Annotated in this window: 12 protein-coding genes; all 12 read right to left on the reverse strand. The window is 59.4% G+C overall.

Annotation, left to right across the window (positions count from 1 at the left end; all coding sequences use genetic code 11):
• Window positions 1-27: 27 nt before the first annotated feature.
• The 12 genes from G5182_RS10685 to G5182_RS10740 all read right to left on the reverse strand — a co-directional run bounded on the left by G5182_RS10685 (window position 28) and on the right by G5182_RS10740 (window position 15,313).
• Window positions 28-3,921, reverse strand: a complete 3,894-nt coding sequence (locus tag G5182_RS10685; RefSeq protein WP_421254367.1) for a YhdP family protein — start codon at window positions 3,919-3,921, stop codon at window positions 28-30.
• A complete protein-coding gene (gene rng / locus G5182_RS10690; protein WP_005340056.1) occupies window positions 3,922-5,391 on the reverse strand; it encodes a ribonuclease G in 1,470 nt (489 codons plus the stop codon).
• 95 nt (window positions 5,392-5,486) lie between these two features.
• Window positions 5,487-6,074 carry a Maf family protein gene (locus G5182_RS10695; protein ID WP_227341517.1) on the reverse strand — a complete coding sequence of 196 codons (588 nt, stop codon included), beginning with the start codon at window positions 6,072-6,074 and terminating at the stop codon, window positions 5,487-5,489.
• Between the two features lie 2 nt (window positions 6,075-6,076).
• A complete protein-coding gene (mreD, locus tag G5182_RS10700; RefSeq protein ID WP_227341518.1) occupies window positions 6,077-6,562 on the reverse strand; it encodes a rod shape-determining protein MreD in 486 nt (161 codons plus the stop codon).
• Window positions 6,562-7,455 carry a rod shape-determining protein MreC gene (gene mreC / locus G5182_RS10705; protein WP_005342907.1) on the reverse strand — a complete coding sequence of 298 codons (894 nt, stop codon included), beginning with the start codon at window positions 7,453-7,455 and terminating at the stop codon, window positions 6,562-6,564. The genes mreD and mreC overlap by 1 nt, the downstream gene beginning before the upstream one ends.
• Before the next feature lie 42 nt (window positions 7,456-7,497).
• Complete coding sequence (locus G5182_RS10710; RefSeq protein WP_005340051.1) at window positions 7,498-8,538, reverse strand: rod shape-determining protein; 1,041 nt, start codon at window positions 8,536-8,538, stop codon at window positions 7,498-7,500.
• A gap of 204 nt (window positions 8,539-8,742) precedes the next feature.
• Entirely contained in the window at window positions 8,743-12,399 is a 3,657-nt protein-coding gene (locus G5182_RS10715) for a DUF6701 domain-containing protein (RefSeq protein WP_227341519.1), read from the reverse strand.
• Complete coding sequence (locus G5182_RS10720; RefSeq protein ID WP_227343120.1) at window positions 12,396-12,821, reverse strand: MSHA biogenesis protein MshP; 426 nt, start codon at window positions 12,819-12,821, stop codon at window positions 12,396-12,398. The genes G5182_RS10715 and G5182_RS10720 overlap by 4 nt, the downstream gene beginning before the upstream one ends.
• A 37-nt stretch (window positions 12,822-12,858) precedes the next feature.
• Window positions 12,859-13,788, reverse strand: a complete 930-nt coding sequence (locus G5182_RS10725) for a PilW family protein (protein ID WP_227341520.1) — start codon at window positions 13,786-13,788, stop codon at window positions 12,859-12,861.
• Window positions 13,788-14,348, reverse strand: coding sequence for a type II secretion system protein (locus tag G5182_RS10730; RefSeq protein WP_128834797.1), 561 nt, complete (start codon window positions 14,346-14,348; stop codon window positions 13,788-13,790). Before G5182_RS10730 ends, G5182_RS10725 begins: the two co-directional genes overlap by 1 nt.
• Entirely contained in the window at window positions 14,335-14,823 is a 489-nt protein-coding gene (locus tag G5182_RS10735; RefSeq protein WP_128834795.1) for a type II secretion system protein, read from the reverse strand. The genes G5182_RS10730 and G5182_RS10735 overlap by 14 nt, the downstream gene beginning before the upstream one ends.
• A 58-nt stretch (window positions 14,824-14,881) precedes the next feature.
• The gene (locus G5182_RS10740) at window positions 14,882-15,313 is read right to left on the reverse strand and encodes a prepilin-type N-terminal cleavage/methylation domain-containing protein (protein ID WP_321537282.1); all 432 of its coding nucleotides are present in this window, start codon (window positions 15,311-15,313) and stop codon (window positions 14,882-14,884) included.
• Window positions 15,314-15,327: the final 14 nt, after the last annotated feature.

Here is a 15,327-nt window from a genome sequence, read left to right on the forward strand (position 1 = left end):
TCCTTGTGATGGTGCCGGGCCGCTCGTTCAGCGCTGAGCAGGCCCCGCGTGTTTGGGGCTCAGCAGGAAAGGGGTCACCTCTTGCGTTGGCAGGCTGGGAGCAACGGCGTCAACCGCCTCTTTCTGCTGCTGGTTGAGCTTGATGCGCGCGCGATCTCGTCCCGCCTCGATCAGCTTGGGTGCGTCGAGCGGGCCCGAGATGCGAAAATCGATGCGAGTCACCACATCCACCACCGGCTCCAGCAGTTTGGAGAGGGCCAGCACATAGAGCCCCGTGACCGGCGTGATGGAGAAGGCCGCCACCACCGGCAGGGTGCCCCCCAGATTGGGAGAGAAGCTCAGCTCGTAGTCGAGCCGCCAGCGCACCAGATCGGCGATCCCCTCGCCGCGAAGGTTGCCTGCCGCCCCCTTCATATAGAAATCATCGTTGCTGACCTGCCCCTGCTTGATGGTGGCAGAGGCGGACATGGATTCGAAGTAGAAGCCCTTGTCGAACACATCGCGAAAATCGAGGCGCAGCTTGCGCAGCAGGGAGTCGAGACTGAGCAGGGAGAGCAGCCGTGCCCCCTTGTCGTTGACCTCGCGCAGGGTGCCGCCCTCCAGCTGATAGTTGGCACTGCCCCCCAGAGTCGGCAGGCTCGGGCGATAGGGCACATCCTGCCAGTTCAGATCAAAAGCGAGGGAGCCGGGGGCATCGCCGATGGGGGAGGTGTAGCCGAGCCGCTTGAGCAGCAGCTCGCTGTTGTTGCTAGTCAGCTTGCCACGGGCGCGGGTCTCCATCCGGTTGCCATCGGCCAGCCAGTCGACGCTGCCGGTGAGCTGACTACCTGCCAGCCGCATATCCAGTCCCTTGAGGGTCACCTTGTTGGCGCCGGGCACCAGCTCCCCTTTCACTTCGCCGAGCGGCAATGCGCCAAAGCGGCAATCGACGCAGCTGAATGTCAGCCAGGGGATGGAGGCCATGATGGCGTTATCCTGCCTGGCATCGGGATCCGGACTGAGATCCGAACTCTTGCCGGACCAGAAGATGCGGGCAAACTTGGCGTCTACCGGGCGATTGGCTACTGCGGGCTGGCGGATCACCCCCATCACGTCGGGGCTGTCGATCATCACCTCGGTCGCCTGATTGGTCGGCCCCACGGTGAAACGTACCGCCTTGAGGGTGGCACTGCCGATATAGGCGCGAGCCAGCTGCCCATCCACCCACCACTCCTGCGGCAAGAAGGCCGGTCCAACCACCGCATTGCCGGTCTGGTTCTGCGCTGGCAGCCACTGCTTGAGTCGTGCCAGCCAGCTGCCAACGTCAGCCTCCTGCTGGTTGATGGCAAGCAGCATGGGGGCATCGCGCAGCACCCGGGCACCCGGCTGTCCCACATCGACCCGCACCCGGCTGAGATAAGGCACCCCTTCGCCGTAAACCAGTCGGGTCTGCATATCCACATCAGCCCCAAGCACGGCGCGAATGTCGGCGCTGCCATCCCGGCCACGGGCGATCACCTTGAGCGGCAGCCGGCTGGCGCTGCTCTTGGCCAGAGGCAGCGGCAGATCCAGCTCCATCCCCTGCAGGTTGGAGTCGAGCGCCAGCTGGAAGCTGAATGGCTTGCTCTCGGGCAAGGTCAACCCGAGCTTGCCGCCCCAGTTGCTGCGGCCGTTGAGGATACCGTACGAGGAGATGGCGGCGGGTTGGCGGCGGCTATCCCACTGCCCCTTGAAATCGAGGTCGACCTGATAGTGATCCGGATGCTGGCGCCCCTGATAGTCGAGGGTCAGCGGCTGGTTCCACAAACTCGCCTTGAGGTTACTGAAACGGGTCTGTTCGTTGTCATATTCGAGGCGCCCCTCGACCTTCTCCAGCGGCAGATCCAGACTGGCGACCCGCACCTTGTTGTTGCTGAAGGTGGCATCGCCACTCGCCTTCACCTCGCTCTCGCCATCGAGAGGAATATCGAGCTTGACCGATCCTGCCATCGGGCCGCGGATCTCGATCTCCCGCAGCGCCTGACCTACCGAACTGCCCAGCGGGGAGTCCTGCAGGTAGTCGCTGATGGCCTTGCCCTCCCCCTGCACCTTGGCATCCACATAGAGGTGGGCGCCGGGGGAGAGATCCGGGATCCAGGCATGCACCGAGTCGGAGCTCGCCTTGCCGAGTTTGGTGGATCGGCTGCGCATATCGAGACCGGCATTCTGGAACAACAGATCGATCTGCAGATCGGTAAGCGGTTGCCAACCGGGGAAGAACTCGTAGGTGGCCTGCTCCAGCGGCACCGCCACCTGGAAGATGCCCTTGCCATTGTCGTAGGGGAAATCCCGAAACTCCCCATACCAGAGCAGGTCGGCCCCCTTGGCCTTGCCTCCCTTGATGGCGCCACTCAGGTAATCCACCAGCCCCTTGTCCATCGCCTGCAGCGGGAAGTAGCGATCCGCATGGCCCGCATTCTTCACATCGATGCGACCAGTCAAGGCCAGGAAGGGGTGCTCGAACAGATCGAGGCGGAAACGGCTGGCCAGGGTCAGATCCGGGTTATCCAGCGCGATATCCTGCCCGTAGAGCACCCAGCCCTGTTCCTCACGCCACCAGTCGAGGCGGGCCGAGAAATTGTCGACCGGGATCGGCATCTTGAAGTGACGGGCGGGATCCACCTTGTCGTTCGCCAGCGCCAATCTGGCGCTGCCCCCCTTGGGGGTGAGCCAGAATTCTCCATTGAGATCCCTCATCCCGGGCACGTCGTGCCAAGCATTGAGGCTCACATTGGCGATCTCGCCACTGAGGGAGATATCCTGCCACCCGGCATCGGCCTGCAGGGTCAAATCAGTCAGCTTGCCCTTGGGTTTGGTCTGCTTGAGCAGCTCGCTCTGGGCAGGATAAATCGCGGAGACCAGCTGGCTCAGCTGAGCAAACTGCTCGAGATCGATCTGCGGCACATAGCCCTGCACCCGATCCCCGATCCGCTCCAGCTGCAACCGGCTCTGCAAGCAGGGTTTGCCGTCCAGCTTGAAGGTGACGTTGTGGCTCGCCAGTTGCCAGTCGGTGCCATCCCGACGCAGCTGGATCTTGCCGCCATCGAGGCCAAAGCGGTGCATCTCCCCTTTCTTGGGATCCTTCCAGATCAGGTAGTTGTTGCCAAACGCCAGCAGGGTATTGCCCAGCTTGCCGCTGTCAAACTCGCTCCAGAGCTGGAAGTCGAGCTGACCGGTAACCCTGGGTTCACCAGCATGGATCCTGGCCAGGGTCGGGGTGATATCGAGCTGGCGGGCCCCCAGATAGAGTTGCCCCTTGAGGCGATCGAGTCGATCTTGCGGCGTATCTACATCGAGTATCAGATCGAGGGTGCTCTCGCCCACCCCGTTGATGAGATAGGCCTTGCCGACCCCCTGATGGCGCTTGCCACGGTTCTGCCAGCGCAGCTGGGCGATATCGAGTGCCCGCATGTCACCCAGTGCGGTGGTGACATTGAGCCGGGTGTTGTGGATGTCGAAGGTAGAGAGCTGGGTCAGCAGAAAGCGCAGCAGGGCCCCCTGCTGGGGATCGCCAGCGGGGCTGTCGTCAGCCGGCTGGCGCAAGTCGATGGTGATATCGCCATCGTTCAGGATCAGCTCGCCAAACACCGGCTTGAGCTCGTTAATGGTGCGCCAGAAGTCGAGATGCACCCAGGCCTTGCCGAGCTTGACGGTGTAGCGTTTGGAGTCGGGGGCAACGGCGAGCTGTTGCAGTTCGAGGGCCGGGCCGGATTGTGTCCAGCTCAGCCCAATCTGATCGACGCTGACCTTGATTTGCGAATCGCCGAGCAGAGTGTGGATCAGGCTCTCTCGATACTGATTCAGCAAAGGGCCCCCAACCCGTACCAAGGTGACCAGCATGGCCATCAGTACGAACAGGACCCCCAGGGCCAACCAGCCCCGACTCAGCCAGCGATAGACCAATTACATCATCACCACGTCGAACTGCTCCTGACCACAGAGGGGTTCGCTCACTACCCGCACCTGCTTGCCGATGAACACTTCCAGCTCCGCCAGACTGTGGGACTCCTCGCCATGGAGGTAGTCGGCCACGGCCGGGGCCGCATAGACGGTGAACTGATCCGCATCGTAGGCACGATTGACCCGAATGATCTCCCGCAGGATCTCGAAGCAGACCGACTCCACCGTCTTGACCCGGCCGCGCCCTTTGCACTCGGGACACTCGGAGCAGAGCACATGCTCCAGACTCTCGCGGGTGCGCTTGCGGGTCATCTCCACCAGGCCCAGCTGGGAGAAGCCGTTGACGTTGGTCTTGGCTCTGTCCTTCGACAGCGCCTGCTCCAGACTGTGCAGCACCCGGCGGCGGTGATCTTCCGACTGCATGTCGATGAAGTCGATGATGATGATGCCGCCAAGGTTGCGCAGGCGCAGATGACGAGCGATGGCCGCCGTCGCCTCGACGTTGGTATTGAAGATGGTCTCTTCCAGATTGCGGTGGCCGACAAAGGCGCCGGTGTTGATATCCACCGTGGTCATGGCTTCGGTCTGGTCGATGATGAGGTAGCCGCCGGATTTCAGCTCCACCTTGCGCTCCAGCGCCCGCTGGATCTCGTTCTCCACGTCGTAGAGATCGAAGATGGGCGACTCGCCGGGATAGTACTCCAGCTTGCTGGCCAGCTCAGGCACGTACTCTTCGGTGAAGCGCTTGAGCTGATCGAAGCTCTGGCGCGAGTCGACGCGGATCTTGTCGAGTTCTGCACCGACGAAATCGCGCACCACCCGAAAGGCCAGACTGGGATCCTCGTAGAGGATCTTGCAGGGGGGATACTTCTGCTTGCGCTCGAGGATCTTGCGCCACAGCCGCTTCAGGAAGGCGGCATCCTGCTCCAGCTCCTGCTCCCCCACCCCTTCGGCGGCGGTACGGATGATGTAGCCACCCAGCTCATCCACATAACCGGCCACGGTGCGCTTGAGGCGTTCCCGCTCCGCTTCGGACTCGATTCGCTGGGAGACGCCGACGTGAGCGCTGCCCGGCATAAAAACCAGATAGCGGGAAGGCAAGGTGATATCGGTAGTGAGACGGGCACCCTTGGTACCCAGCGGGTCTTTCACCACCTGCACCATGATGTCCTGCCCCTGACGCACCAGCTCGGCGATATTGCCGACCTGGAACTGCTCCTTCTCCTTCACCGCCACACACTCGGTATGGGGCACAATATCGGAGGCGTGCAAAAAGGCCGCCTTGTCCATGCCGATATCGACGAAGGCTGCCTGCATGCCAGGGAGCACCCGGCTTATCTTGCCTTTGTAGATGTTGCCGACAATGCCGCGTTTGGCCTGACGCTCTACATGCACTTCCTGCAGCAGACCGTTTTCGACCAGAGCGACCCGGGTTTCGGAGGGGGTAACGTTAACCAGCAGTTCTACCGACATAACTAACCTTGCCTGTTCCAGTTTTGAATTCTTATACAGCCAATCCGGTACAACGCGCGCAAGGAAGAACGCAGCAGAGCACAGCTGACGGAAAATTACTTGTGTTGTTCCAGATGCTGCTTGATCAATAGATCCGTCTCCAGCAGCGGCAGGCCGACCACGGCGCTGTAGCTCCCTTCGATACGGCTGACAAACTTGCCGGCAATACCCTGAATGCCGTAGGCCCCGGCCTTGTCACAGGGCTCGCCGGTTTGCCAGTAAGCCTCGATCTCGGCCTCGTCCAGCTTGCGAAACGCCACGTTGGTGGTGACCAGTCGCACGTCACAACGCTCGGGGCTGGCCAGCGCCACCGCGGTCATCACCTGATGCACCTTGCCGGAGAGCGCCTCCAGCATATCCTTGGCATCGAGCAGATCGGACGGTTTCTCCAGCACCCTATCCCCCAGCACCACTATGGTGTCGGCACCCAGCACCGGCAACGCTGTCGGCGCACACGCCACACCCGCCATCGCCTTGTCGCGAGCGAGACGACAGACATAATCTTGCGGCTTCTCCCCCTCTTCCCGTTGCTCCGGTACATCCAGTTTCAGCACATCAAAACGGTAGCCAAGCTGGGTCAGCAGTTCGCGACGACGGGGAGAACCCGAGGCGAGATAGAGTTGCAGTTCGTTGTTTTTGCTCATATTTACCTGATATTGAAGCGGCGCCGCACCTTGCGCAGCACCAGAAATACCCAGGGCCATATTAGCATCGTCGTCAACATCGACCAAAAGTAGGCGAAGTTGAGGCTGGCCCGGCTGAACAGGTGCTCGGCCCAGAACACCGTCAGCTTGCCCACCAGCGACAGCCCACCGATGATCAGGGCCTGTTGCCAGAGGGAAAAGTTGCGGATCTTCTGGAACTGGAAGGCGGCCAGATAGGTAGTGATGGCCATCGCCATCGCCCGCACACCGAGGGTGCTGCCAAGCAGCACATCCAGCAGCAGGCCGGCCACCCAGGCGGTGCCGACATTGGCCCGGTGCGGCAAGGCCAGTGCCCAGTAAATGAGCACCATGGCCAGCCAGTCCGGACGGAATGGATCAAATTCGAAAGGAAGCGGCAGGATCGACAGGCTCAAGGCCAGCAGGATCGAAATCCAGATCCAGATCCTGCCGCTGGCGGGTTGCAGCATCAGCGAGTGGCTCCAGCGGCGGAGGCAGCCGTTGCCACCCGTTCGCCATTCTCATCATCATGTACTTCGGGTTTCTTGTCGGTCCACAGCAGCAGCAGATAACGCAGCCGATCCAGCTCTACCAGCGGCTTGGCCTCGACCTGGGCGAAGGGCTTGCCCTCCACATATTCGGATCGGGTCACGGTCGCCACCGGATAACCTTCCGGGAAACGGCCACCCAGACCCGAGGTGACGAGCAGATCCCCCACCTGAATATCGGTGTTGCGCGGCAGGTTGCGCAGCTCCAGCTTGTCGAGCTCGCCACTGCCGGAGGCGATGGCGCGCAAGTCGTTGCGCAGCACCCGCACCGGAATACCGTGGCTGGAGTCGGTGATCAGCAGCACGCGACTGGTGGTGGAGCCCACGTGGAGCACCTGACCAATCACCCCCTGATCGTTGATCACCGCCTGACCGTTATAGACGCCATCCAGCGCCCCCTTGTTGATCAGCACCTGATGGCTGAAGGGGTCGGAATCCACCGACAGCAGCTCAGCCACCATCTTGCGGGACTCTTTGTGCACCGGTGAACCCAGCAGCTCGCGCAGACGCTGGTTCTCGTGCTCCAGATGATCCATCTTGAGCAGGCGAGAGCGCAGGGTAAACAGCTGTTGCTCCTGCTGCTTGGTCTGCTCGATGAGATCGGCACGGGTCTGCACCTGGGTCGACATGGTGTCGAGCAGGGTACCGGGCGCATTGGCCATGTATTGCAGGGGACTGACTAACGAACTGAGGTAGACGCGGACATGGGTAAACACACCGAAGCGGGAATCCGCGACGATGGCAGCGATGGAGATGATGACGGCGAGAAACAACCGTAACTGAAGCGAAGGGCCTCTACCAAAAATGGGTTTCATGGGTCGTCAAAAAAGAGCCGGCACGCTGGCCGGCTTTGGGTCTTATTCGTAGTGGAACAGATCGCCACCGTGCATATCGATCAGCTCCAGCGCCTTGCCGCCGCCACGGGCCACACAGGTGAGGGGATCTTCGGCCACGACGACAGGAATGCCGGTCTCTTCCATCAGCAGACGGTCGATATCTTTCAGCAGAGCGCCACCACCGGTCAGCACCATGCCGCGCTCGGAGATGTCGGAAGCCAGTTCCGGCGGAGACTGCTCCAGCGCCACCATGACGGCGGCCACGATACCGGACAGCGGCTCTTGCAGCGCTTCCAGGATTTCGTTGGAGTTGAGGGTGAAACTGCGCGGTACACCTTCAGCCAGGTTGCGACCACGGACTTCGATCTCGCGCACCTCTTCGCCCGGATAGGCGGAGCCGATCTCGTGCTTGATACGCTCGGCAGTCGCTTCACCGATCAGGCTGCCGTAGTTGCGACGGACGTAGCTGATGATCGCTTCGTCAAACTTGTCGCCACCGATACGGACTGACTGGGAGTAGACCACACCGTTCAGGGAGATGATGGCCACTTCAGTGGTACCACCACCGATATCAACCACCATGGAACCGGTCGCTTCGGATACCGGCAGGCCGGCACCGATGGCAGCAGCCATAGGCTCATCGATCAGGTAGACCTCGCGGGCACCGGCGCCCAGTGCGGACTCCTTGATGGCGCGACGCTCAACCTGGGTTGAACCGCACGGTACACACACCAGCACACGCGGGCTGGGGCGGAAATAGTTGTTGTCGTGAACCTGCTTGATGAAGTGCTGCAGCATCTTCTCGGTCACGTAGAAATCGGCGATCACGCCATCTTTCATCGGGCGGATTGCGGAAATGTTGCCCGGGGTACGGCCCAGCATCTGCTTGGCGGCATGACCGACAGCAGCGACCGATTTGGCGTTCCCGCGCTCTTGGCGAATGGCGACAACTGAGGGTTCGTTAAGGACGATCCCTTGATCTTTTACATAGATCAGGGTGTTGGCAGTTCCCAAATCGATCGACAGATCGTTGGAAAAGACGCCTCTGAGCTTTTTGAACATGGCTACGGGAAATCCTAAGAATTTGGAGGTGCAGAAAACCGGCTAACTTTACCAATGCCCACCCCAATGGGCAAGCGCTCAAACTGTCGCCAATCAATCAGGCGCGACAAAAATGCGAGTCATCACTCACTCGCACACGCTTGCAAACACTAATAAACAAGGATTTAGGGGGATGCTGTTGAGCCACCCCCCCTTACACATCAATTACTGCAATACTTCGCGCCGATAAATAATTCTGTCATTACCCCGGCTGGAGCCGAAAATGGCCTCACCTTGCAGGTTGCCGTCATTGGCACTCGTTGGGTCAGACAACCAGAGTGGCGATGATGGCTGTTTTGCCAATTCGACCTTGTAGGGGATGCGCACCGAGATGTCCGGCTTGGCAAAGTGGAACAGGATCTCCCCGTCTTTCGCCAGTGCAGCATCCCCAGCCGGTGCCGAACTGCCCAATCCCAGCTTGATCTTGCGACCTGCCCCCAGATTCAGCTCGCGAGTCGCCGCATCAAAGGTGTGACTCGGATTGAGGAAAGTGAACCCCTGATTGGCCAAAGAGAACTGGGTACATTGATCTTCCTTGTTTTGCAGCCAGTTGCCCCCTTCGTAATATTGCATCTGCAGTGGAATGGCCAGCGGTGCCGAGGCCAGACCCGCCGCCGTGCCCGCCTGCAGGCGGCCAAAATAGGCTTTCATAGGCACACTGTCTATCTGACGGGCATTACAGCCGCTGCCACTGCAGTTACCTACCACGGCATCATTGAAATTCGGGCTGGCAATCAGCGTTCTGTCGCCATCGTTATCCCTCATATACAGACCAAACAACAAAGAGTTGTAGGGACCATCCGGTTGCGTGCCAGAGAGGCGCACAAACTCGCTGCTACCGGTAGTCAAGGCCGCACGGCCATCGAGCCATGGCAGCGGCTGCAGACTGCGCAAGCGGCTCGACAGGGATTTACCATCCTTATCATTGGCAACCGAGAGATAGGCTTCGCCCTTGGCAAAGGGCCCCGTATAGTTTCGGGTCTGTACGCCCATCGTATTACGAGCCAGCACATCCAGCATGACGCCAAAGGGCTGCCCCATATAGGAGAACGCATTGCAGGCTGGCACTATGTCGCCGCTCACCAGATTGAAGTCGGCAGGAATAAAACGCCCCACCGGCTGGCTCTGGGTTGATGGGATGGTGTAATTGAAGTAGCCATTGACTGGCGGCGTCGCCGTCATCCGGAATACTCCCACCTCGCTCACAGTCTGGCTAACGCTATTGATACTGTTGGCCGCAGCAACATGGTTATAGGTGGTAGTACCCAGCGTTGCATTAGTGCCCGGATTGGGTGCCACCAGCGTACTGCCCAGAGCAATATTGGGCAGGGCAAAGTTGGGCGTAGTCTGATTCCCTACGCAGATATCCCCATCATTGGCGGATTCCCAGGCCATCGCCTTGATATCTACCTGGAACGTTTCCCCCGCTTTTTTGAATACCGGACAGCTGCTGTCACCTGCCGCGCAGACCCCTTGCGGGGGCGTGATGCACAGACCGACCGGGCGAGCCACAAACTGATCCGCGCCTAGCATCACCAGACCGGCTTCACTGCCAGTACCATCATAACGAGCATCCAGTTGCACCTTGCCCGCATCCGGGTACTTAACCGTTATGGTCGACTGCCCCTGCGCATCGAATACGAGGGAGAGCGGCGTTGCAGCCCCCTGACTGGCACCAATCGTACTGCTGTTGACGCTCATCTGGCTGTTATAGGGGTTACTGGTGGGGGTGATATAGCTGCTCCAGAACTTGACGCTCTTGGTCTGGCTGGCAAACCCCGGCACACACTGCTTGGTCACATCGCTCTTTTTGACCGCCTTGATGGTCACCGTCTGCGGCTGGTTCGAGTAGGTGTCGGGCACGTCGAAGATAAATCCGCTGTCGGCAAAGGTGAGCGTACAGGCAGCCGCACTCTTGGCGCCACCGCCAACCCGGCACAGGGTGGTACTCAACGGTTTGGTCGAGGGCGTCGAGCCGCTGACCCCGACGGTCACCGTACCGGCGGTATTCTGTCGCAGCGCCAGCGTGGTGGTTCCTCCGCTGAAGCTCACTTGATTGCCTCCCACCCAACCACCGCTGCTACTCGTTGCGGGTTGCAGGGTGGCAGTCACGGGTTCGGTCACCAACAGGCTGCAGTCGGCATTGGCACAGGCCCGAATGGTCAGGGTTTCAGGGTTGCAGGTCAGCGCATTGCCGCTGTGATCGAATTCGAAATGATCGATCTGGGTGCCCACTGGACTGGAACGCAGCGCACAGATCCGCACGTTATCGATCTCGTGGAAGTTGGTCACCGACCCGGTGGACCCAGTCAATGACAGCAGGAAGTTGCCCGGTACTGTCGCTTGGCCGGTCTGGCTCGTCATGTTGATTGGACCAACGAGCGTACGAAACCCGTCACCGCTATCCCGTTCGACGGTGGCCACCGAGTTGCCCGCCGTGCGAGAGTCGACCGTAATGCGATAGCGGTGGGGGCGATTGCTGTTGGTACCGCTGTCGACGGTCGGGTTGAGATTGCTGGCGGTTCCGGCCAGGTAGCGGTAACCGGAGGTACCGGAGCCGGATCCGCGAATAGAGACGGCCTGCGGTCGGGAGCCGATATTATAAGACCCCCCCTCATTGGCGTAGTTGCCGTATTCGTCGATCCCGACACCAAGCCAGCCGCCCGCAAAACCACTGATCCCGGTCTTGAAACCGTATCCCAGGGGGCCACCAAATGCACCAGGTTGTGGCGTCAGGGTGGCATCCGAGAGCACCACCGCCATGCCATCCGCCCCGCTTGTGCCGGAAGTCTTGTAGGCGTATTGATCGAACTCGACCGTCACCAGGTTACCTGCACCGGGGAAGAGGCGCTGGAAAGTGGCCGACGTGGCCTGGTTGGTGACGTTCTGGGTGAGACGCAGGCGACCATTCTGCACCGATGGCAATGTGCTGTTGTTGCGCTGAGCCACGACCCAACTGTCGGGGTTGATCTGGCTGCTTTCGAAACCGTCGACAAAACAGGTCAGCATCGGCGGAAGTACCGCTTCATTGATGCTGGACTGGGCATCCATGGCCAGATAGCGGGCCGTCACCCTGCCATAGACGGTGGCATTATTGTTCATGGTGAGCTTCCCATCGGCATAGAGATAACCATAAAACGTGGTGCGGTTGTCGATCACCATGTCGTTATAGTTAACCCAGATGAGACTGCCCTGATTATTGGCATTGATATTGACCGTATTGACCAGCTTGACATCCTGATTGACGAAAATCCGGGTGGTGCCACTGCCTGAGAGACGGATGGTACCGCTGTCCAGAATCAGCTTGTCGATGAAGTAATCCCCCTCCCCCAGCACCAGGATCGCGTTGTTGCGCACTGTCAGCGTCTTGATCAGGTAGGTGCTGCGGCTGGGGAACGTCATAGTGCAGTTTTCTACCGTCATCGCACCATAAGAGGTACTGGAAGCCGTTTGCGAACCAAACGAACAGAGCTGGGTCGAATTGGATGTGATGGCGGGAAAAGCATTATTCCCGCTCAGGGACAACCCGCGGATATCTTTGCCAGTAACGCTACAAACCATGTAGCCGCCAGTACCATCATCGCAGCGCGGCGCATTGTTCTGATCCGGCTGGATGGAGCAGAAGTTGAGAGGCAAACCGCCGGAACCGTTGATCTTGGCGTTGTTGAGTTGGCTAAGCTGGTAGCCGCTAATCTGATGGCAAACGTTATTGTTGTTGCCATGATGCCCTTGCACCACATCCGGAAAGAGCGTGCCTGTGTCGATAGGGTCGAAGGCCCAGACATGGCCAGTAAAGAGGGCAAGCGCCCATAGCCATTTCATTGTCCGCCTCCGTCATACGCTTCAAGCATCAGAGTTCTGCTCACGGCAAAATCGGGACTCGCACTATCCAGTTCAGAGGAACCACAGGTTCCGACACTCTCGAGACGATAGCCATTAGTCACGGCACCGTTATAGGTCACCGGAACCTGAGTGCAACGCACAGCAACTTGGCACTGCACCAGACCGGTAACGCCGGTGAACGAGGGGGGCGGGCTGATCCAGTCACAACGATCCTGGGGAGATGGCGCAGCAGGCCGGTTCGGAAAAAGCTGATACAGAGCAATCTCCAGCCCGCTCTGGGCGGCCAGCAGAGCACGCACACTGCGTACCTCCACGGTATTTTTCTCGCTACTGTCGACCAGAAAACGGCCCATGGCGGCCGCCAGCAGCGCCATCACCACGATCACAAACAGGGCGATCATCAGGGCGCTACCACGCATCCGTCCTGCCGGGAGTGCATCACGGGACATTGAACACCTCGATCTTGTGGCTGAAGGTGACCGACTCCCCCTTGCGTTCGAACAAGAACCGCATGCCAAACTCCCCTTCCGCGTTGAATGCCGATGTTTCCCGATAGAAACCGCCAGCGCGGAGCGACTCTGCCATCAGCACGCCTTGCGCAGGTAAAGGAGCACCGATTGCGGCACTGGCACGAGTGAGGGTGCCCCCATCAACGCAATAACGTACCTGTTGATTGGCAAAGTAGACACGGCTACCGGGAGAGAGGCCAGCCAGACTCTCGCTATTGGTATAGCGGATCGTTTGTGCGCCGGAGACGGGCGCCAGCACATCAGCAACCCTGGCCACACAGCGGCCATATTCACAATTGCTCAGCAGCGACCCTGCACTTGGGTCAGGTACCGGGAAAACGATCATCCAGTCACCTTTGCCGACGGCTAACGGATCTGCACTCGACGGGCTGGCAGCAGAAGCCGGAGTCGCCATCACCAGCTCAAGGGTAGCCGTGCTCCCCGACATGGCACGGTTAAGTGCCAGATAGCGGCTGGAGGTGCTGATAGGCCAGAACCGCAGGCAAGCCCCCGAGTCAACCCAGGTACCATCAAGCGTCTCGATCCGCTCCGATCCTGGCACCGCATCGCGCAGTTCGCGGTTAAGCCGCTCCATGGCGAAACGGGCATCGCTCATCAACTGTTCACGACTGCTGGCATCACCATAGATCTGGCTGCCGATGCCGATAAACTGGCTGGTAAATGTCGCCATGATGCCCAGCAGCAGGATCACCATCACCAGCTCGACCAGGGTAAAGCCACTGTTACCCCCAGGTTTACGGTAAGTTCGACTAGCCGCCAGACATAATCGGAAGCCGGAAGTGGTTACAGGAGCGGACTTTCGGACAGGCAGGCAACACCCGACAGCGGAACGATTCATCAGTAGTTCCCCCGGTAGAAGGAGAAGTCGAGTACGCTCTCATCCGGCAGCTTGATCTGCAGATCAATCCGCTTGCCCACAGAACAGGGTGCGGTACAACTCTTGAAGGTGCCATCGCTAAAATCGACGGCGCTGACCGCAATCCTGACCTGATAGTTGCGATACTCCTCGCCGCTGATCCCCGCCGCCGTCTGGGTAAACCAGCTGGCATCCCGCCAGTTTCCCGCAGTATCGAAGTCATCCACATCGTTATAGGCGTAGGGAGCCGGCTCACCATCGGGGCCATAACTGCCGGAGCAGGGAGCTATGTTCACCCCCGCCACCTGCTCGCCACAACGATAACGGCCACCATTATGATCCGAATGTTCATCAAACGACTTTTGCAGGATCTCGCCGGAGAGGCGCTGGGCCAGCTGGGCGGCACGCACCTGCTGTACCGGATCCACCGCCCGGGGCGCCTGATTGATGAGTAACCCCAATATGCCGGTCAAGGCCACCGCCAGCAGCACTATGCCGACAATCAGCTCAATCAGGGTAAAGCCGCGCTTAAGGGATCTCATGGATATACCCCTCAGACTCAATCTGGATGCGGCTGGTTTCGCGACCATCACTCACCAGCAAGGTACAACCGTTGGCACAGCTGCCTAGCGGTCTGCCCATCTGATCGAAGCGGAGTACGAAGCTTCTGTTGCTGTTCAGGGAAAGCGTGATTCCGTCAGAGGCGGTCACCAGCCGACCACGGGTGCGCAGGTTATCGGTCCAACCACTGCCCAGATCATCGCTGGCGGGACACGCCGCATAAGTACGGTGGGCAAAACGGGGAGAGGCGACCACCAGCAGGGTACAGCGGTTGGCAGGCTCATGCATATTGACGGTCTGTACCAACCGCAGACGGGTCAGCAGTTCATCACGCACAGTTTGAGTTTCAACGCCGCCTTTGCCCAGCCATTTGGGCACGACAAAGGCGGCGAGAATCCCGAGTAACAGGATCACCACAACCAGTTCAATCAGGGTAAAGCCCTTGGTTGCAGGCATGGTTTTTCTCATAGGGGGAAAGAAGAAAGCGAGGCCAAAGCCTCGCTTGATAATTCAATCAGTTGCTACAACCTGTCACATCAACACTGAATACAGCGGCTGAAGTGGCCTCATTGTATTTAACTTGGCAATTAGCGTTATTGCCAGCCGCCTTGGGCTTGAAGGTCCCTTTGGATGCAGATACTTCATCCCACCCATCTAAAGTAACGGCGTTTGCAATGGTACCTACTGTCGGATAGCCATACTTGGCATCGACGGTAGTGCCAGCAACAGAGACTGCCGCAGAAGAGTTTTCAATACCTTGAATAGCCGCCTTGCTGTAAATCATCTGAGCCGCACTCTGTAGTGATGCTTTGACGCCATCAGCAGCTGCTTTACGCGCATCATCCTGCAGATTCAGGAACTTGGGTGCAGCGGTGACCGCCAGAATACCCAGAATAATGATCACGATAACCAGTTCGATCAGGGTAAAACCCGCCTGTTTTTTCATTTCACTTTCCTCTG

Source organism: Aeromonas sp. 600948 (assembly GCF_049174875.1).
Classification (GTDB): Bacteria; Pseudomonadota; Gammaproteobacteria; order Enterobacterales; family Aeromonadaceae; genus Aeromonas; species Aeromonas veronii_A.